At 71.9% G+C, this 19,768-nt stretch carries 15 protein-coding genes and 1 tRNA gene; 11 read left to right on the top strand and 5 right to left on the bottom strand.

Features of this window, described 5'->3' with window-relative positions; all coding sequences use genetic code 11:
* Window positions 1-16: 16 nt before the first annotated feature.
* From pyk to KJS59_RS17335, 3 genes are read left to right on the top strand one after another with little or no spacing between them, the layout of a single operon-like run.
* Window positions 17-1,468: a pyruvate kinase gene (pyk, locus tag KJS59_RS17345; protein WP_213453952.1), complete on the top strand. Its 1,452-nt coding sequence runs from the start codon at window positions 17-19 to the stop codon at window positions 1,466-1,468.
* Entirely contained in the window at window positions 1,465-2,376 is a 912-nt protein-coding gene (locus KJS59_RS17340) for an acyl-CoA thioesterase (RefSeq protein WP_213453951.1), read from the top strand. Before pyk ends, KJS59_RS17340 begins: the two co-directional genes overlap by 4 nt.
* A 21-nt stretch (window positions 2,377-2,397) precedes the next feature.
* Complete coding sequence (locus KJS59_RS17335; protein WP_213453950.1) at window positions 2,398-2,892, top strand: RrF2 family transcriptional regulator; 495 nt, start codon at window positions 2,398-2,400, stop codon at window positions 2,890-2,892.
* Between the two features lie 13 nt (window positions 2,893-2,905).
* Here the strand turns inward: KJS59_RS17335 and KJS59_RS17330 are convergent, their stop codons facing one another.
* The gene (locus KJS59_RS17330) at window positions 2,906-4,843 is read right to left on the bottom strand and encodes an amylo-alpha-1,6-glucosidase (protein ID WP_213453949.1); all 1,938 of its coding nucleotides are present in this window, start codon (window positions 4,841-4,843) and stop codon (window positions 2,906-2,908) included.
* 94 nt (window positions 4,844-4,937) lie between these two features.
* Here KJS59_RS17330 and KJS59_RS17325 point away from each other — a divergent pair, with 94 nt between their 5' ends.
* Window positions 4,938-7,622 (top strand): MGH1-like glycoside hydrolase domain-containing protein, encoded by a 2,685-nt coding sequence (locus KJS59_RS17325; RefSeq protein ID WP_213453948.1) that lies wholly within the window; start codon window positions 4,938-4,940, stop codon window positions 7,620-7,622.
* 21 nt (window positions 7,623-7,643) lie between these two features.
* Here the strand turns inward: KJS59_RS17325 and KJS59_RS17320 are convergent, their stop codons facing one another.
* The 3 genes from KJS59_RS17320 to KJS59_RS17310 all read right to left on the bottom strand — a co-directional run bounded on the left by KJS59_RS17320 (window position 7,644) and on the right by KJS59_RS17310 (window position 9,637).
* Complete coding sequence (locus KJS59_RS17320; RefSeq protein ID WP_213453947.1) at window positions 7,644-8,765, bottom strand: hypothetical protein; 1,122 nt, start codon at window positions 8,763-8,765, stop codon at window positions 7,644-7,646.
* A gap of 259 nt (window positions 8,766-9,024) precedes the next feature.
* Entirely contained in the window at window positions 9,025-9,378 is a 354-nt protein-coding gene (locus tag KJS59_RS17315) for a histone-like nucleoid-structuring protein Lsr2 (protein WP_213453946.1), read from the bottom strand.
* Between the two features lie 182 nt (window positions 9,379-9,560).
* Window positions 9,561-9,637: transfer RNA gene (locus KJS59_RS17310), tRNA-Leu, on the bottom strand.
* A 120-nt stretch (window positions 9,638-9,757) separates the two neighbouring features.
* On the opposite strand from KJS59_RS17310, the gene KJS59_RS17305 reads away from it, so the two are divergent.
* The 5 genes from KJS59_RS17305 to KJS59_RS17285 all read left to right on the top strand — a co-directional run bounded on the left by KJS59_RS17305 (window position 9,758) and on the right by KJS59_RS17285 (window position 14,597).
* The gene (locus KJS59_RS17305) at window positions 9,758-10,372 is read left to right on the top strand and encodes an ANTAR domain-containing response regulator (protein WP_213453945.1); all 615 of its coding nucleotides are present in this window, start codon (window positions 9,758-9,760) and stop codon (window positions 10,370-10,372) included.
* Window positions 10,373-10,524: 152 nt separating this feature from the next.
* Complete coding sequence (locus tag KJS59_RS17300) at window positions 10,525-11,790, top strand: branched-chain amino acid ABC transporter permease (RefSeq protein WP_249714336.1); 1,266 nt, start codon at window positions 10,525-10,527, stop codon at window positions 11,788-11,790.
* An 11-nt stretch (window positions 11,791-11,801) separates the two neighbouring features.
* Window positions 11,802-12,791 (top strand): branched-chain amino acid ABC transporter permease, encoded by a 990-nt coding sequence (locus KJS59_RS17295; protein WP_213453944.1) that lies wholly within the window; start codon window positions 11,802-11,804, stop codon window positions 12,789-12,791.
* Window positions 12,781-13,782 (top strand): ABC transporter ATP-binding protein, encoded by a 1,002-nt coding sequence (locus KJS59_RS17290; protein WP_213453943.1) that lies wholly within the window; start codon window positions 12,781-12,783, stop codon window positions 13,780-13,782. The genes KJS59_RS17295 and KJS59_RS17290 overlap by 11 nt, the downstream gene beginning before the upstream one ends.
* Window positions 13,779-14,597, top strand: a complete 819-nt coding sequence (locus KJS59_RS17285; protein WP_213453942.1) for an ABC transporter ATP-binding protein — start codon at window positions 13,779-13,781, stop codon at window positions 14,595-14,597. The genes KJS59_RS17290 and KJS59_RS17285 overlap by 4 nt, the downstream gene beginning before the upstream one ends.
* A 128-nt stretch (window positions 14,598-14,725) precedes the next feature.
* On the opposite strand, the gene KJS59_RS17280 is transcribed toward KJS59_RS17285, so the two are convergent.
* Window positions 14,726-15,991 (bottom strand): ABC transporter substrate-binding protein, encoded by a 1,266-nt coding sequence (locus tag KJS59_RS17280; RefSeq protein WP_213453941.1) that lies wholly within the window; start codon window positions 15,989-15,991, stop codon window positions 14,726-14,728.
* 252 nt (window positions 15,992-16,243) lie between these two features.
* Between KJS59_RS17280 and polA the strand changes: the two genes are divergently transcribed.
* Entirely contained in the window at window positions 16,244-18,934 is a 2,691-nt protein-coding gene (gene polA / locus KJS59_RS17275) for a DNA polymerase I (protein WP_213453940.1), read from the top strand.
* Between the two features lie 50 nt (window positions 18,935-18,984).
* The gene (locus KJS59_RS17270) at window positions 18,985-19,701 is read left to right on the top strand and encodes a glycerophosphodiester phosphodiesterase (protein WP_213453939.1); all 717 of its coding nucleotides are present in this window, start codon (window positions 18,985-18,987) and stop codon (window positions 19,699-19,701) included.
* Window positions 19,702-19,768: the final 67 nt, after the last annotated feature.

The raw sequence follows: 19,768 nt of genomic DNA, 5'->3' as shown, positions 1-19,768 counted from the left end.
GGAGGAGACTAGCCTGATGGGCGTGACACGGCGCGCGAAAATCGTCTGCACCATCGGCCCCGCGACGTCCTCCCCGGAACGCCTGCGCGCCCTGGTCGAAGCGGGCATGGATGTGGCCCGGCTGAACTTCAGCCACGGCTCCCACGCCGACCACGAGCAGGTGTACCGGGGGGTTCGCGCCGCCGCCCAGGCGACCGGTCGCGCCGTCGGCATCCTGGCCGACCTGCAGGGCCCGAAGATCCGGTTGGGCCGGTTCGCGAACGGGCCCGTCGACTGGCGCACCGGCGATTCGGTGGTCATCACGAGCGAGGAGGTCGTCGGCACCGCCGAGCGCGTCTCCTGCACGTACAAGAAGCTGCCGCAGGAGGTGAAGGTCGGCGACCGCCTGCTGATCGACGACGGCAAGGTGGCGGTCGAGGTCACCGAGGTCGACGGCCCGGACATCCGGTGCCTGGTCATCGAGGGCGGCCCGGTCTCCAACAACAAGGGCGTCTCGCTGCCGAACGTGGCGGTGAGCGTGCCCGCCATGTCCGATAAGGACACCGAGGACCTGCGTTTCGCGCTGCGCCTGGGCGTGGACCTGGTGGCCCTGTCGTTCGTCCGCTCGCCGGAGGACATCAAGCAGGTGCACGCGGTCATGGACGAGGAGGAGCGGCGCCGCCCGGTCCTGGCGAAGATCGAGAAGCCGGAGGCGGTCGAGGCCCTGGAGTCGATCGTCGACGCCTTCGACGGCATCATGGTGGCCCGCGGCGACCTGGGCGTCGAGCTGCCGCTGGACCAGGTTCCGCTGGTGCAGAAGCGAGCCGTCCAGCTCTCCCGGGACTACGCGAAGCCGGTCATCGTGGCGACCCAGATGCTCGACTCGATGATCGAGAACTCCCGCCCGACCCGCGCCGAGGCGTCCGACGTGGCGAACGCGGTGCTGGACGGCGCGGACGCGGTGATGCTGTCCGGGGAGACCAGCGTCGGCAAGTATCCGATCCTCACGGTCAGCACGATGGCGAAGATCGTCGAGACGACCGAGGCGGGCTCGCTGCACGTGCCCCGGCTCCAGCACGACCCCCGCACCCGGGGCGGCGCGCTGACCGTGGCCGCGTCCCAGATCGCCCGCAACACCGGCGCGATCGCGCTGGTGGCGTTCTCGCAGACCGGCGACACCGTGCGCCGCCTGTCCCGGCTGCACTGCGAGCTGCCGCTGCTGGCGTTCACCCCGGTCGCCGAGGTCCGCGACCAGCTCGCGCTCTCCTGGGGTACCGAGGCGTTCCTGGTGCCGTTCGTGCAGCACACCGACGACATGTTCCGCCAGGTGGACCACGCGATGCTGGGCCTGGGCCGCGGCAAGCCCGGCGACTACGTGGTCGTGGTGGCGGGCAGCCCGCCGAACGCCCCCGGCTCCACCAACACCCTGCGCGTCCACCAGCTCGGCTCGCTGGTGGACCCGGCGTCGGTCCGCCCGCTGAGCGCGTGAGCCGTAGCGGTCCCGGCGCCCCCGGTCCGGTGGTCGGTCAGGCCGCCGTCGACCAGCTCCTGGAGGTGCTGGACCTGCGGCAGATCGGGGCGATGACGTTCGTCGGGATCAGCCCGGAGATCGGCCCGCAGCGGGTCTTCGGCGGCCAGGTCGCCGGGCAGGCGCTGGTCGCCGCCGGTCGCACGGTCGACCCGGAGCGCCACGTCCACTCGCTGCACGGGTACTTCGTGCGCGGCGGCGATCCCAGCGAGCCGATCGAGTACGCGGTGGAGCGGGTCCGGGACGGCCACTCCTTCTCGGTGCGCCGCTCGGTGGCGCTCCAGCAGGGCAAGCCGATCTTCTTCATGTCGGCCTCGTTCCACCGGGCCGAGCAGGGCCTGGACCACCAGGCGCCGACCCCGCGGGACGTGCCCCCGCCCGAGGACGTCCCCACGATGGCCGACCGGCTCGCCCGGTACCCGGAGCGGCTGGGTCTCTGGGCGATCATTCCGCGCCCCATCGACGCCCGCTACGTCGGCGAGCCCGGCTGGGTCGCGCCCGGCGACCGGCCCGCCCAGGCGCACCAGCGGGTGTGGATGCGCATCGACGGCAAGCTCCCCGACGACCCGCTGCTGCACGCCTGCGCGCTCACCTACGCCTCCGACCTGACCCTGCTCGACTCGGTGCTGTCGGTGCACGGCGAGGTGTGGGGTCCGGGCGGCGTCGTCGGCGCCAGCCTCGACCACGCGCTGTGGTTCCACCGCCCGTTCCGCGCCGACGAGTGGTTCCTCTACGACTGTTGGAGCCCGTCGGCGTCCGGGGCGCGGGGCCTGGCCACCGGCCGCATGCTTACCCGCGACGGCCGGCACATCGCCAGCGCGGTGCAGGAGGGCCTGCTGCGCAAGGTGGGTGCCGGACCGGAGCGGTGATCTCCGGGAGATACTGACCGCATGCGTCTCTCCGCCCGGGTCGACTATGCCCTGCGTGCCGTCGTGGAACTCGCCGCCGCCGGCGCCTCGGCGGCGGCGCCGGGCGCCCCGGCCGGCGGTGGGCCGCGGCGCGCGCCGATGACCGCCGAGCAGATCGCCCGCGCCCAGGACGTCCCGCCGAAGTTTCTCGAGAGCATCCTGTTGCAACTGCGCCGGGGCGGCATCGTCCAGGCCCAGCGCGGCCCGGAGGGCGGGTACTGGCTGGCCCGCCCGCCGGCCGAGATCACGCTCGCCGACATCATCCGGGTCGTGGACGGCCCGCTCGCCAACGTCCGGGGCCAGCGCCCCGAGGATCTCGGCTACCGCGGCGCCGCCACCGCCCTCCAGGACGTGTGGATCGCCCTGCGCGCGAGCGAGCGGGAGATCCTCGAACTGGTCACGGTCGCCGACGTGGCCGCCAACGATCTCCCCGAGCGGGTCCGTACCCTCGCCGCCGACCCCGATGCCTGGGTCTGACCGCGCCGTCGGATCAGCCCCGGCGGACGCGTAGCAGTTCGCCGACCGACCACGCCTGGAAGGGGCATCCGGTGGCGGAGTGCGGCGGCCGGCCGTCCGCCGTCTCGGAGATCGAGCCCAGGCCGAACTCGCCGAGATGCGCTTCGAGCCCGGCGAACGGCTCGCCGGGCGCCAGGCCGGCCTTCCGTCGGACGTCCGCGTACGGGCCGACCAACCAGGGCCACACCGTGCCCATGTGGTAGGCGGCGTCCCGTTCCGCCGGGGCGCCCCGGTGGCTGCCCAGGTATCCGGGCTCGCCGGGGGCCAGGCTGCGCGGGCCGAGCGGCGTCAGCAGGCCGGCCTCGACGGCCCGCAGGGCGGCCGGTTCGGGGGGCAGCGGCGCGTACGGCAGCGACCAGGCGAGTAGCTGGTTGGGGCGCAGCGAGTCGTCCGGGTGCCGCTCGTCCCCGCCGCCGAGCGGGTACGGCTGCGGTGGCGCGTCGAGCACGTCGTACAGCCAGCCCGAGGGCGCCGGGAAGCGGCGCCGGAAGGCGGCGCGGGCGGCGCGGTGCGCGTCCACGGCGGCGCCGGGCTCCCCGCCGACCCGCTCGGCGAGCGCGCCCACCGCCGCCAGCGCGTTCACCCACAGCGCGTTGACCTCGACCGGTTTGCCCGCCCGGGGCGTCACCGGCACCCCGTTGACCCGGGCGTCCATCCAGGTGAGCGCCACGCCGGCGGCGCCGGAGTCGAGCAGGCCGTCGGCCGGGTCCACCTGGATGCCGTACCGGGTGCCCTTGAGGTGCGCGTCGACCACCCTCCGCAGGGCGGGCAGCAGGTCGGCGGCCAGGTCCGTGTCGCCGGTGGCCGCCACGTGCCGCTCCACCGCGTGCACGAACCACAGCGTCGCGTCCACGGTGTTGTACTCGGTGTGCCCCGTATCCGCCGTGTTGGCCAGCATCCCCTCCGACAGCGTGGCCGCGTACCCGCGCAGCAGTTCCCGCCCCTGGGCGGCGCGCCCCGTGGTCAGGAACAGCCCCTCGTACGCGATCATCGTGTCCCGCGACCAGGCGCCGAACCACGGGTACCCGGCGACGACGTCCGGCCCGGCCGGCGTGGTGACCACGAACGCGTCGGCGGCCAGGGCGAGGGTGGCGTCCACCGGGTCGGCGGGCCGGACGGCCGCCACCACCGTCCGGTTGCGTTCCTGCGCGGCGGCGACGACCCGGGTGGCGGGCGGGGGTGGGTCGGTCAGGTCGCCCGCCCAGGCCACCACCTCGACCGTCGCGCCGGGCTCGTCGAGGGTGGCGGTGAACCGGCCCGCGTACCACAGGTCCTCGACCGGGTTCAGCCCACGCTCCGCCTCCGCCCGGTGGTACGCGCCGTACCACCACTGCCCGGTCGGTTCCCACCCCGGCCCGCTGATCCGGTAGGCGTCCTCCACGGTGACGCCCCCGGCGGCGGGGGTGACCACCGGGGGTGGCCCGCCCGCGGTGCGCTCGCCGTGCGCGTCCCGCCAGGTGCACAGGGCGTCCAAGCCCAGCCGAACCTGGCCGCCGGCCAGCAGGCGGTGCACCACCGCGACCGCCGGCCGCCCGTGCACCGTCGCCAGTTCCCGCTCCAGCACCACGTCGCCGACCCGCCAGCGCCACCGGGGCAGCCCGTCCACCAGGTCGAAGCGCTCCAGGTGGATGTGGCCCCGCGGCTCGACCACGCCGTCCCGCCACTCGTGCACGCCGAGGCGCACCTGGGTGCCCGAGGGCAGGCGCAGCACCGGGTCCAGGGCGACCAGCCCCACGTGCCGCCGCGCCGGCACGTCACCGGCCGCGACCAGCAGCCCGTGGTACCGGCGGGAGAGCAGCCCGCCGACCGTGCCCATGGCGTACCCGCCGCAGCCGTCCGGCACGAGCCATTCCCGCGCGGCGCTCGCGGCGAGGTCCCCGCATACCTGCGGGCCGAAGCTGATTGGGATCATGGCTACCCTTCGTACAGACAGGCCGGCGCGACCAGTGCCGACGCAGAATGTCAGTGTGGTGGATCGGGCGCGCGGGACGGGGGCGACAGGCGGAATGGAGCGGTCTGCCGCGCCGGTCGGGGGCGCCGAGCGGGCGCGGCTGGCCGAGGCGGATGCCGGCGGGACGCCCTGGCGCTCGTGGGGCCCGTACGTCGCCGAGCGGGCCTGGGGCACGGTTCGCGAGGACTACAGCGAGTACGGCACCGCCTGGGACTACTTCCCGCACGACCACGCCCGCTCCCGGGCCTACCGGTGGAACGAGGACGGCATGGCGGGCGTCTGCGACGACCGGCAGACGTTCTGCTTCGGGCTGGCGCTGTGGAACGGTCAGGACCCCATCCTCAAGGAACGCATGTTCGGCCTGGGCGGCGACGGCGGCAACCACGGCGAGGACGCCAAGGAGTACTGGTGGTACCTCGACTCCACGCCCACCCACTCGTGGATGACCTGGCGGTACCACTACCCGCAGCGCGCCTTCCCGTACGACGAACTGGTCGCGGTCAACGCCGCGCGGGGGCGCGACGAGCCCGAGTACGAACTGGTGGACACCGGCGCGTTCGACGACGACCGGTACTGGGCGGTGACGGTCGACTACGCCAAGGCGGGCCCGACCGACCTGTGCGTCGAGATCACCGTGGCGAACCGGGCGCCCGGGGCGGCCACCCTGCACGTGCTGCCCACGCTGTGGTTCCGCAACACGTGGTCCTGGGGTCTGCCCGGGTGGGAGCGGAAGCCGGTGCTGACCGCCGAGGGTGGCCGGCTGGTGGGGCAGCACCGGGTGCTCGGCCAGTTGGTCCTCCAAGGCGATGACGCGGGGGGAGCGGCGGAGGGAGCGCCCACCCCGCTGGTCTGCGACAACGAGTCCAACGCCAGGCGCCTCTGGGGATACGACGGCGGCGCCCCGTACCCGAAGGACGGCATCAACGACCACGTCGTGAACGGTGCCGACACGGTCAACCCGGCGGGCGTGGGCACCAAGGGGGCGCTGCACTACCGCCTTACCGTGCCCGGCGGCGACAGTGTCAAGATCCGGCTGCGGCTCGCGGTCACCAGCCCGCCGCCGGGCACCGGGCAGGCGCCCGCCCTCGACCTCGGCGACGGCTTCGCCCGGGTCGTGGCCGACCGCCGCGCCGACGCGGACGAGTTCTTCGCCGACCTCATCCCCGCCGCCGCCAGCGAGCAGGAACGCCTGGTGGCCCGCCAGGCCATCGCCGGGCTGATGTGGGGCAAGCAGTTCTACCACTTCGACGTGGCGCGCTGGCTGGACGGCGACCCGGCCGGCGCGCCACCCCCCGCCGGCCGCCGGCACGGGCGCAACAGCGCCTGGTGGCACATGAACAGCTTCGACGTCATCTCCATGCCGGACCCGTGGGAGTACCCCTGGTACGCCGCCTGGGACCTGGCGTTCCACTGCGTGACCATCGCCCGGGTGGACCCCGGCTTCGCCAAGGCGCAACTGCTGTTGCTGCTGCGCGAGTGGTACCTGCACCCCAACGGGCAGATCCCGGCGTACGAGTGGGCGTTCGGCGACGTGAACCCGCCGGTGCACGCCTGGGCGGCGCTGCGGGTCTTCGAGATCGACGGCGGCGGCGACCACGACTTCCTCAAGCGGGTCATGCACAAGCTGCTGCTGAACTTCACCTGGTGGGTCAACCGCAAGGACACCGGCGGCAACAACGTCTTCGAGGGCGGCTTCCTCGGGCTGGACAACGTCGGCCCGTTCGACCGGTCCGCCGCCCTGCCCGTCGCCGGCGTGCTGGAGCAGTCCGACGGCACCGGTTGGATGGCCATGTACGCGCTGAACATGCTGGACATGGCGGTGACCCTGGCCCAGCACGACCACACCTACACGGACCTGGCGACGAAGTTCCTCGAGCACTTCAGCTACATCGCCGCCGCCGCGTACGAGCAGGGCCTGTGGGACCCCGAGGACGCCTTCTTCCACGACGTGCTGCGCCTGCCCGACGGCAGCAGGGTCCCGCTGAAGGTCCGTTCCGTGGTGGGCCTGCTCCCGCTGTGTGCCACCACCACGCTGTCCTCCCGGCAACTGGCCCGGATGCCGGAACTGGCCGCCCGGCTGCGCTGGTTGCTCACCAACAAGCCCGAGTACCGGGACGTCATCGGCGCCCGCCGGGTCTCGGCGCAGGGCTGGACCCAGCGCCTGCTGGCCATGGTCGGCCCGGAGCAACTGGTGCGGATCCTCGCCCGCATGCTGGACAAGGACGAGTTCCTCTCACCGTACGGGCTGCGCACCCTCTCCCGCCGCCACCTGGACAAGCCGTTCACCGTGCACCTCGGCGGCGCCGACTTCACCGTCGGGTACGAGCCGGCGGAGTCCACCAGCGGCCTGTTCGGGGGCAACTCCAACTGGCGCGGTCCGATCTGGATGCCGGTCAACTACCTGCTCATCGAGGCGTTGCGCCGGTTCGCCGGGTTCTTCGGCGACGACCTCACCGTCGAGTACCCGGCCCGCTCCGGCCAGAAGCACACCCTCACCGAGGTCGCCGACGACCTGTCCCGCCGCCTGGTCTCGATGTTCCTGCCCAACCGGTGGGGCTGGCGCCCCATCTACGGCATCTGCGACCTGTTCCAGACCCACCCGGACTGGCGCGACCTGATCGCCTTCCCCGAGTACTTCCACGGCGACAACGGTGCCGGCCTCGGCGCCTGGCACCAGACCGGGTGGACCGCCCTCGTCGTCGACCTGATCTTCACCATCCACCGCCCCGGGGACCCGTGACCCCGCCGGCGCGGGCACCGGTCACGGTTGCCCGGCGCGCGGGCGGGTGGCCAGGGCGAGCAGCGAGCCGCCGCCGTCCAGCGGGCTGGCCGGGCCGTACTTGCGGCGGAACAGGTCGCGCACGCGCGGGGCCCGGCTCTGCGGGATGACCTCCATGGCGAGCCGGTCCTCGCCCCGGTCGAAGCCGCGGACCCGGCTGCACAGGCGCAGCAGCGGGTCGGCGGTCTGCAACCGGTACAGCTCCTCGACGATCTCCCGGGCGGCCACGTACAGCACGCCGTCGTGCACCACGTACTCCTGCGAGGTGGAGAGGAAGCCGAAGTCCGGCACGGCCAGGTCGAGCGAGAGCCGGAAGTACTCGTCCAGCGAGACGGTGTCCACGTCGTGCCAGATCAGCTCGAACTGCTCGTCAACGAACTGGGCCAGGCGCGAGCTCATGTTGGTCTCGTAGTGCTTGATGTCGCTGCCGACCCAGTTGCCCATCGGGAAGAACGAGCTGATCGCCCGGGCGTCCCAGCGGTACATGCGGGCCGGCGGGAGCAGCGAGTAGACGCGGATCTCCAGGTGCGCCGCGACGCGGTCGGGCAGGCCGGCGCGCAGCCGCCAGAATTCCTGGAGTACCTCGCTGATGACCCGGGCCACGTCGAACTGGTTGTCCAGGTCCCGGGAGCGCTGCTCGGCGGCCTTGCTGTCCGGGTCGAGGACGAGGATCTGGATGCGCACCCCCCGCTCGGCGGCGGCGCGCAGCCCGTCGAGGAAGCGGGCCCGCCACGGGTGGTCCATGACGTACGGCCAGGCGCCGAGGATGCGCAGGTGGTAGGCGGCCGTGTCGACGCCGGTGAGGAACATCTTGTACGGGAACTCGGAGTGGATCACCTCCTCGGGGGTGCGGGAGCGCTCGATCAGCGGCTCCAGCACCAGCACCGTGGCGACCACGCCGAGGAAGCTGGCGCCGAGGTTGACCAGGATCTCCGCGTACCGGTCGAGGGCGGGCACGAACGAGGCCTGGAGCAGCGCCACCGAGACGACCAGGACGGCGGCGAGGGCGGCGACGAACCGGCGGCGGCGCCAGAGCCGGCGCAGGTGGGTGGCGACGGGGCCGCGGACCCGCGGGACGCCCTCGCCGTCGCCGAGACTCGTCACGCCCACCCCCCGTCCTGCCCGGTGTCGTCCCAGCATCGGTGCCAGCGGTGGGGGCCGTCAATGCCCGGCAATGGGTCGGCGGCGGGCCGGGTGCCGCGACATGCAGCCCGGACAATGGCTGCCAAGGGCTTTTGGCGAACCCGTCCGATACTCAATGGGCGGGCGCCGGCGGTTACCCGGGCCGCGCCCGGTGGCGCACGGCGGAGGGGACCCGACGTAATTTGCGGGTCCCCTTCGTAATGCGCTCCGACGGCAGTGGTCAGCGCCGGTGTGCCTCCTCGTACGCCTCGACCACCTTGGCCGGGATCCGGCCGCGGTGCGACACCTCGTAACCGTTGTTGACCGCCCACTCGCGGATCGCCGCGGTCTGGTCCCGGTTCGCCCGGGTGGTGGCGGCGCCCCGGCTGCGGGCGACGGGGCGGTTGCTGCCGCCGACCCGGCCGACCCGGTTGCCCGCCTCGATGTACGGGTGCAGCGCGGCGCGCAACTTGTCCGCGTTCTTGTCGGACAGGTCGATCGTGTAGCCCACGCCGTCGAGCCCGAACTCGATCGTGTGATCGGCGGGCTTTCCGTCGATGTCATCGATCAGGCTGGTGATTACCTGCTTCGCCATCTTTCCCCGGCTTTCTGCGCACAGCGCGTTTCGCTTGATCGACAGCATGGCTCATCGGTGGTTGCGACGGCAACCATGACCAGCCTATGCGTCGGGAAATGTGAAATGCGTCGGCGGTCGCCGATACCGAACGCGACGCGTGTTGATACGCTGCGCTATTGAAATACGGGCTGACGGCCCGGTGGTGCCCCCGGTGGGACTCGAACCCACACTGTCGGAGGTTTGAGCTCCGTTCCTCTGCCGATTGGGATACAGGGGCTTCACGTTCACTCACGCGCTCCCGGCCGCAACGGTGCCGCAGCGGTTCAGGATCGCACCAGGATACCCACTACGCTGAGGGCTGCGGTACGCGGACCGAGCATGTTGGGGGTAAGGGTTGGTGGCCGAGACTGAGCCGGGCGTCCAGCGCCGGGTGCTGATCGCGGAGGACGAGGCGCTGATCCGCCTGGACCTGGCCGAGATGCTCGTCGAGGAGGGCTACGCGGTGGTCGGCGAGGCCGCCGACGGGGAGGCCGCCTGCGCGCTGGCCGAGGAGTTGCGCCCGGACCTGGTGATCATGGACATCAAGATGCCGGTCATGGACGGCCTGGCCGCGGCGGAGAAGATCGCCGAGAAGCGGCTCGCCCCGGTGGTGATCCTGACCGCGTTCAGCCAGCGGGATCTGGTCGAGCGGGCCCGCGCGGCGGGGGCGATGGCGTACCTGGTCAAGCCGTTCCAGAAGAGCGACCTGGTGCCGGCGATCGAGATCGCGCTGTCCCGGTTCTCCGAGGTGTCCGCGCTGGAGGCCGAGGTGGCGTCGCTGACCGACCGGCTGGCGACGCGCAAAGCGGTTGAGCGGGCCAAGGGCACGCTGATGACCACATACGGGATGAGCGAGCCGCAGGCGTTCAAGTGGATCCAACGCACCGCGATGGACCACCGGATGACGATGCGGGAGGTAGCCGACCGGATCCTCGCCGAGTCGCCCGGGGGCACCGCCCCCTCGCCGTCCTGAGCAGCGGTGTTGTCCGGGAACAACGGTTCGGTAACGGTCGTTCCGCGGGTTGTGACGCACGTTATGATCCCGCAGTCCTGACCTGAAACATCGGTGGTTCCAACCGAACCCGCCGCCCCCCACGAGGAGCACCATTGCGTAGAGCCGTGGTCATGCTCACGGCCTTTCTGGGCTGCCTGTTCGTCTCGCTCGGGCTCAGTGCGACGGGTGCGTCCGCCGCGGGCCAGGCGGTGCAGGGAACGTTGCGCAACAACGGAGATCCGGTCGCCGGCGTGACGATCGCCGTGACCGCGCAGGACGGCACGGCGATCGGGTCGGCGACGTCCGCGGCCGACGGCAAGTGGAGCGTCCCGGTCCCGGCCGGCGGCACCTACAAGGTCGACCTGGACGTCAGCACGCTCCCGGACGGGCTGAGCGTGACGAACGGCCGGCCGAGCCTGACGGTCACCGTGTTCGCCGACAACGTCCGGAACGTGATCTTTCCGCTCGGCCCGAAGGGAACCAGCAGCGGCCCGCCGCCGGACAGCGGCGTGAGCTTCTGGGACCGCACCCTCGACCTGCTCTACACCGGCGTGCACTTCGGGCTCACCATCGCGCTGGCGGCGCTCGGGCTCTCGCTGATCTTCGGCACGATGGGGCTGACCAACTTCTCCCACGGTGAACTGGTCACCTTCGGCGCGCTGATGGCGTTCCTCTTCAACTGGATCGTCGGCCTGCCGCTGGTGCTCGCGGCGGTGGTCGCCGTCGCGCTCGGCGGGCTCTTCGGCTACCTGCAGGACCTGGTCTTCTGGGGTTGGTTGCGACGACGCCGAACCGGGATCATCGGCATGATGATCATCTCGATCGGGCTGGCGCTGATGCTGCGCTACATCTACCTGTTCATGTTCCGCGGCTCCACCCAGCAGTTCCGGGAGTACGTGGCGCAGCCCGGCATGGATATCGGCCCGCTGTCGATCGCGCCGAAGAACCTCATCATGGACGGCGTGGCCATCCTGGTCCTGGTCGCGGTCTCGCTGGCGCTGGTGCTGACCCGGCTCGGCAAGGCCACCCGGGCGGTCGCCACCAACCCGGCGCTCGCCGCCGCGTCCGGCATCAACGTGGACCGCATCATCCGGCTGGTCTGGACGATCGGCGGCGCCCTCGCCGCGCTCAGCGGCGTGATGCTCGGCATCTTCCAGGGCATCAACTACCAGATGGGCTTCCAGATGCTCCTGCTGGTGTTCGCCGCGGTCACCCTCGGCGGCCTGGGCACCGCGTTCGGCGCCCTGATCGGCAGCCTCGTGGTCGGCATCGCCACCCAACTGTCCACGCTGTGGATCCCGGTGGAGTTGAAGAACGTCGGCGCGCTCGCCGTACTGATCATCATCATCCTGTTCCGGCCCCAGGGCATCCTGGGTCGCCGGGAGCGGATCGGCTGAGGGGAGGCGCCGTGGACTGGAACACCATCTTCAGTGTGACCGTCGAGTCGCTGATCAACCCGACGACGATCGTCTACGCGCTGGCCGCGATCGGCCTGAACGTGCACTTCGGGTACACCGGCCTGCTGAACTTCGGCCAGTCGGCGTTCCTCGGCGTCGCCGCGTACGGGCTGGCGATGTCGGTCGCCACGTACGGGCTGCCGTTCTTCGTCGGTATCCTCGTCGGCCTGGCCGGTGCGGTCGTGCTGGCCCTGCTGCTCGGCGTGCCCACCCTGCGCCTGCGCGCCGACTACCTGGCCATCGTCACGATCGCCGCGGCGGAGATCGTCCGCCTGCTGTTCCGGTCGGTCAGCCTCAGCAAGTGGACCGGCGGCTCGGACGGCCTCCAGCGGTTCTCCGACGACTTCTACTCCCGCAACCCGTTCACGACGGGCGTCAACCTCTGGCTGTTCAGCTTCGACCGCCGCGAACTGTGGGTGATGGTGGTCGGCTGGACCCTGGTGCTGATCGCCTCGCTCGTGGTGTTCCTGGCGATGCGCAGCCCGTGGGGGCGCGTCATCAAGGCCATCCGCGAGGACGAGGACGCGGTGCGCAGCCTGGGCAAGAACGTGTTCTCGTACAAGATGCAGTCGCTGGTCCTCGGCGGCGTGCTCGGCAGCCTGGGCGGCTTCGTGTTCGCCCTGAGCCGCGCGGCGGTGCAGCCGGACACGTTCGGCACCGAGTTCACCTTCTACATGTACGCGATCGTCATCCTCGGCGGCGCGGCCCGGGTGCTCGGCCCGATCCTCGGCGCGGCGCTGTTCTGGGTGCTGCTGAACTTCATCAACGCACTGCTGCCGGCGATGATCAGCGACGGCCTCATCCCCCGCTGGGTCATGGACGCCAACCAGGCGGGTGCCGTCGGGTACATCCTGGTCGGCGCCATCCTGATCCTGCTGCTGATCTTCCGGCCGCAGGGCATCCTCGGCGACAAGAGGGAGGTCATGCTCGATGCCCGCTGACGCCCCGCCCACCGTGGCCGCCGCCCGGGACTTCTCGAACGTCCCCCGCCAGCCCGGCGCCGCCAAGCCGGACCCGATCCTGGTCGCCGACGGCGTGGTCCGCCGGTTCGGCGGCCTCACCGCGGTGGACGTCGCCCACCTGGAGATCCAGCGCGGCTCGATCACCGCGCTGATCGGCCCGAACGGTGCCGGCAAGACCACCTTCTTCAACCTGCTCACCGGCTTCGACCGCCCGGACGCCGGCAACTGGCAGTTCAACGGGCAGCCGCTGGCCGGCGTGGCCCCGCACCTGGTGGCCCGGCGCGGCATGGTCCGCACGTTCCAGCTCACCAAGGCGCTGTCCCGGCTCACCGTGCTGGACAACATGCGGCTCGGCGCCACCGGCCAGCGCGGCGAGCGGTTCTGGCCGGGGCTGATCCCGGCGGTCTGGCGGGACCAGGAGCGGCTGATCACCGAGCGGGCCGAGGAACTGCTCGTCCGGTTCAAGCTGGACGCCAAGCGCGGCGATTTCGCCGGCAGCCTCTCCGGCGGCCAGCGCAAGCTGCTGGAGATGGCCCGCGCGCTCATGGTCGGCCCCGAGATGGTCATGCTCGACGAGCCGATGGCCGGCGTGAACCCGGCGCTGACCCAGTCCCTGCTCGGTCACGTGAAGGGTCTGCGCGACGACGGCATGACCGTGCTGTTCGTCGAGCACGACATGGACATGGTCCGGGACATCAGCGACTGGGTCGTGGTCATGGGTCAGGGCCGGGTCATCGCCGAGGGCACCCCGGACGAGGTGATGGCCGACGAGCGGGTCATCGACGCGTACCTGGGTGCGCACCACGACGGCGCGGCGGCGACCGGCGACGCGCCCGAGGTGGCCGAGGCGGCCGTCGACGGCGAACCGGCCGAGACCGGCCCGGCCGACGTCGATGGCGCTCCCCGGTCCGCCCCAACCGCCGAGGACCCGGCGGGCGAGCGGCGTAGCGAAGGCGAGGCGAAGGCATGACCGACGAGCCAGAGGTGGAGCTCACCGAGGCGCTGGCCGACGACACCGCCGGCGTCGAGACCGTCGACCGCCGGGAGCACCTGGCCGCCGCCGAGGGCGCGGTGCTGCGCGCCGACAACCTCGTCGCCGGCTACCTGCCCGGCGTGAACATCCTCAACGGCACCGACCTGTACGCGCGCGAGGGCGAACTGGTCGGCATCATCGGCCCGAACGGCGCCGGCAAGTCCACCCTGCTGAAGGCGATGTTCGGGCTGGTGGCCGTCCGCTCCGGCACGGTGACCCTCGGCGGAGCGGACATCACCAACCTCAAGGCGCACGTGCTGGTCGGCCGGGGCATCGGCTTCGTGCCGCAGACCAACAACGTCTTCGGGACCCTCACCATCGAGGAGAACCTGGAGATGGGCACGTTCCTGCGGCCCCGGCGCTTCAAGGAGCGCTTCGAGTTCGTCGCCAGCCTGTTCCCCACCCTCGCGCAGCGCCGCAAGCAGCGCGCCGGCTCTCTCTCCGGCGGCGAGCGGCAGATGGTGGCGATGTCCCGGGCACTGATGATGGAGCCGCGGGTGCTGCTGCTGGACGAGCCCTCCGCCGGCCTGTCCCCGGCCATGCAGGACGAGGTCTTCTACCGCACCAAGCAGATCAACTCGACCGGCGTCACGGTCGTGATGGTCGAGCAGAACGCCCGCCGCTGCCTGCAGATCTGCGACCGCGGCTACGTCCTCGACCAGGGCCGCAACGCGTACACCGCCTCCGGGCAGGATCTGATCCACGACCCGAAGGTCATCGAGTTGTACCTCGGCACCCTCGCCCGCGCCTGACGGCCGGTGCGGGCCGCGTCCGGCGCGGCCCGCACCGCGGCCGGGCGGACCATCGGGCAGGACACATCGGGACAACGCGAAGGGGGCCCGGCCATGGTGGCCGGGCCCCCTTTGGTTCTGCCCGCGCGTCAGCCGCTGATCTTGCCGGTGATGTAGGTCAGGTTCGTGTTCGTGTTGTCGGCGCCGTACTGGTAGATGCCGATGGTCGCCTCGGCCGGGTCACCGGCGTCGTCGAACTCGATCGGGCCGCTGACGCCGTCGTAGTCGATGTCCTTGCCGGCCGCCAGCAGGTCCTTGCACTGCTTGAAGCTGGTGCACTTTTCGCCGCCCTTGCTGACCTCGGCCAGCTTCTTGGCGATGTCGGCGGGGGCGTCGGACTTGGCCGCCTCGGCGGCGAGCGCGGCGAGGATCGTCGCGTCGTAGGACTCCGGCCCGTAGTTGAAGTCCTTCAGCTTCGGGTCGATGCCCAGCATCCGCTGCCGGAACTCGTCGGTGACCTTCGCGCCCGGCTGGGTGCCCTTGGCGCCGGCGAACGTGCCCTTCGGGAACTCGGAGCCGTAGTTGGACAGGTTGCCGTCCACGAAGTACCAGTGGGTCTTCTGCGCGGTCAGGCCGGCCTCGACCAGCTTCGGCACGATCTTCTTCGTCTCGTCGAAGCCGATCAGGATGATGGCCTGCGGGTTGGCCGCCTTGACCTTGCCCACCTCGGCGGAGAAGTCGGCCGCCTTCGGGTCGTAGGTCTCCTCGGCGACGACCTTGCCGCCGCCGCTCTCGATCGCGGCACGGGCGTTCTTGGCCAGGCCGGTGCCGTACGAGTCCTGCAGGACCAGCATGGCCACGTTCTCGTTGCCGTCCTGGAGCACCAGGTCGCCCAGCACCCGGCCCTGCAGCTTGTCCGGCGGGGCGGTGCGGAAGTACAGGCCGTGGTCGTTGTAGGTGGTGAACGCGTCGGACGTGTTCGCCGGGCTGATCTGGACGACCCCGCTGCCGGTGATCTTGTCGATCACGGCGAGCGAGACGGACGACGAGGCCGCCCCGACGATCACGTCCACCTTCTCGGTGAGCAGCTTGTTCACCGACTGGGTGGCGATGTCCGTGGCGGTGTCGCCGGAGTCGCTGTGGCTGACCACGACCGGCTTGCCGAGCACGCCGCCGGCGTCGTTGATCTCCTTCGCGGCGAGGTCGACGCCGGCGAACTCCGGCGGGCCGAGGAAGGCCAGCGACCCCGTCTGCGGCAGCAGGGTCCCGATCTTGAGCACCCCGTCGCCCCCGGTCGCCGCGCTAGCGGAGGAGCCGTTCGACGGCTCGTCCCCGCCGCCACCGCACGCGGCCAGGGCGAGGCACGCGGCGCTGAGGAGCACCGCACTGCGCCAGGCAGTATTAGGGCGGATCATTCTGTCTCCTTCGTCCAGCGTCGGTGCGCACGGACGTGCACACGGCGTTCCGCTGATGAACGCCCAACTTAGTGACCCCACAGCCGTCGCACTAGGCCTTCCCCGGCATCGCGCGGTGAGCGTTGCGTAGTCGTAATCTTCCCTGGCCAGTGGGGTCGCCGGGGCGTGTTAACCGGCCGTGAACCGCGGCTGATCCCCGGGCGCCACGCCGCTGCGGAAGGCTGTCGTACCGGCCGGCTAGAGTCGGTTCCCGTGAGTTCCGCACCTGGCCGCCTGCTGCTGCTCGACGGGCATTCCCTGGCCTACCGGGCGTTCTTCGCGCTGCCCGTGGAGAACTTCTCCACCAGCACCGGGCAGCCGACGAACGCGGTCTACGGCTTCACCTCGATGCTCATCAACGTGCTGCGGGACGAGCAGCCGACGCACATCGTGGTCGCCTTCGACGTGTCCCGCCGCTCGTTCCGCACCGAGAAGTACGCGGAGTACAAGGCCGGCCGGGCGGAGACCCCGGCGCCCTTCGCCGGCCAGGTGAGCCTGGTCAAGGAGGTGCTGGACGCGCTGCGCGTGCCGGTCGTGGAGAAGCCCGGCTACGAGGCGGACGACGTGATCGCCACGCTGGCCTGCCAGGCCCGGGATGCCGGCATGCAGGTGCTGATCTGCACCGGGGACCGGGACGCCTTCCAGCTCGTCGGCGAGCGGGTGACCGTGCTGTACCCGCGCAAGGGCGTCTCCGACCTGGCCCGGATGGACCCGGCGGCGGTGCGCGAGCGGTACGGCGTGGGCCCGGAGCGGTACCGGGACCTGGCGGCCCTGGTGGGCGAGTCCAGCGACAACCTCCCGGGGGTTCCCGGCGTCGGCCCGAAGACCGCGGCGAAGTGGATCAACCAGTTCGACGGCCTGGCCGGCGTGGTGGCCGGCGTCGACCAGATCAAGGGCAAGGCCGGCGACAGCCTGCGCGAGCGGCTGGCCGACGTGCTGCGCAACTACGAGCTCAACTGCCTGGTGAGCGACCTGGAGCTGCCGCTGCGCCCCGAGGACGCCCGCTGGGAGGGCTGGGACCGGGAGGCGGTCCACCAGGTCTTCGACACGCTTCAGTTCCGCATCCTGCGCGACCGGCTGTACCAGTACCTGGAGGCGGTGGAGCCGGAGGCGGAGTCGGGCTTCGACCTCGACGGCTCGGTGCTGGGCCCCGGCGCGGTGGCCGGCTGGCTGGCGCGGCACGTGCCGGCCGGCGGTCCGGCGGTGGGCGTGGCGGTCGCCGGCACGTTCGGCCGGGGCACCGGCGCGCTGACCGGCGTCGCGGTGGCATCGGCGGCGGGCCCGGCCGCCTGGTTCGACCCCGCCGCGCTGGACGAGGCCGACGAGGCGGCGGTCGCCGCCTGGCTGGGCGACCCGGAGCGCACCAAGGTGCTGCACGACGCCAAGCCGGCGGTACTGGCGTTCGCGGCGCACGGCTGGACGCTGTCCGGCCTATCGCGGGACACGGCGCTGGCCGCCTACCTGGCCCGCCCGGACCAGCGCTCCTACGACCTGACCGACCTCGCGCTGCGGTACCTGCACCGCGAGCTGCGGGTGGAGGCGCCGGACGACGGCCAGTTGACGCTGGACGGGCTCGGCCCGCAGGGCGAGGTGGAGCAGAACCTGATGCTGCGCGCCCGCGCCACCCTCGACCTGGCCGACGCGATCGACGCCGAGCTGTCCCGGGACGGCGAGCAGAGCACCCGCCTGCTGGCGGAGGTGGAACAGCCGCTGCTGTTCGTGCTGGCGGGGCTGGAGCGGGTCGGCATCGCGGCGGACACGCACTACCTGTCGGAGCTGGAGGCGCACTTCGCCGCCGAGGTGAAGGCCGCCGCGCAGGCCGCGTACGCGGTGGTCGGCCGGGAGTTCAACCTGGGCTCGCCGAAGCAGCTGCAGGAGATCCTGTTCACCGAGCTGGGGCTGCCGAAGACCAAGCGGATCAAGACCGGCTACACCACGGACGCGGACGCCCTCCAGGGCCTGTACGCGCAGACGCAGCACCCGGTGCTGGAGCACCTGCTGCGCCACCGGGACGTGGCGAAGCTGAAGTCGACGGTGGACGGTCTGCTGAAGTCGGTCTCCGACGACGGCCGGATCCACACCACGTTCTTCCAGACGGTCGCCGCGACCGGGCGGCTGTCCAGCACCGACCCGAACCTGCAGAACGTGCCGATCCGCACCGAGGAGGGCCGGCGGATCCGGCGGGCGTTCGTGGTCGGCGAGGGGTACGAGACGCTGCTGACCGCCGACTACAGCCAGATCGAGATGCGGATCATGGCGCACCTGTCCGGCGACCGGGCGCTGATCGACGCGTTCAACTCCGGCGCCGACTTCCACGCCGCGACCGCCTCGTCGGTGTTCTCGGTGCCGCTGGAGTCGGTGGTGCCGGAGCAGCGGCGGCGGATCAAGGCGATGAACTACGGCCTGGCGTACGGGCTGAGCGCCTTCGGCCTCTCCCAGCAGCTCGGCATCTCGGCCGAGGAGTCCCGGGCGCTGATGGAGGAGTACTTCAGCCGCTTCGGCGGGGTGCGCGACTACCTGCAGGAGATCGTCGGGCAGGCCCGGCAGGACGGGTACACGCAGACGATCCTCGGTCGCCGGCGCTACCTGCCGGACCTGGTCAGCGACAACCGGCAGCGCCGGGAGATGGCCGAGCGGATGGCGCTGAACGCGCCGATCCAGGGCTCCGCGGCGGACATCATCAAGGTGGCGATGCTGCGGGTGGAGCGGGCGATCGGGGCGGCGGGGCTGCGCTCGCGGATGCTGCTGCAGGTGCACGACGAGTTGGTGTTCGAGGTGGCGCCGGGGGAGCGGGCGGCCCTGGAGTGGCTGATCCGCGACGAGATGGGCGGTGCGTACCCGCTGTCGGTCCCGCTGGAGGTCTCCATCGGCGCCGGCACCGACTGGAACGCCGCGGGCCACTGACCGGTCGCGCGATGCATCCGCTCAGGCGCCCGCGGGGCGAGCCCCCGGCCGTGATCGCCCACCGTGGCCACTCCGCGGTGGCTCCGGAGAACACCCTGGCCGCGGTCGCCGCCGCCCGCCGGGCGGGCGCGGACTGGATCGAGGTGGACGTCCGCTGCACGGCCGACGGGGTACCGGTGGTGATCCACGACCGGACGGTCGACCGCACCACCGCCGGCGAGGGGAGCGTGGCGGAGCTGACCGCGGCGTCCCTGGGTGACCTGGACGCGGGCTCCTGGTTTGACCCCGGCTTCGCCGGCGAGCGGGTGCCCACGTTCGCGGCGCTCTGCGCGGACCTGGCCGCGCACGGCGGCCGCCTGCTGCTGGAACTCAAGCCGCCGATGACCGACGCCCAGGTGGCCGGGGTGGTGGCGATGGCGGCGGCGCACGGGCTGGCCGGACGGATGGTGGTGCAGAGTTTCCATCCGGCGTTGGTGGCCGCGACCCCGCCCGGGTTGCCGCGCGCGTTGCTTAGCGAGGAGCCGCACGAGGACCCGGTGCGGGCCTGCGCGGCGGTGGGGGCCATCGCCTACAACCCGGACGCCGCGGTGGTGCTGGCCGACCCGGAGGCGCCGGCGCGCTGGCGGGCGGCGGGCCTGGCGACTCTGGTCTGGACGGTGAACGACCCGGCGCAGTGGCAGGTCCTGCGCGAGGCGGGCGTGGATGGCATTATCACCGACCGGGCCGGTGACCTCGTCGCCCACCTCGCCGCCCTACCGGGCGGGTAGGGCGGTCACGAAGATCGCGGTATCGGGGAACAGCCGGCGGCGCACGGCCCGGCTGTGCTTGGTGTTT

The organism is Rhizomonospora bruguierae (assembly GCF_018397995.1).
GTDB classification, from domain to species: Bacteria; Actinomycetota; Actinomycetes; order Mycobacteriales; family Micromonosporaceae; genus Rhizomonospora; species Rhizomonospora bruguierae.
This window is presented reverse-complemented; position numbering and strand designations above follow the sequence as displayed.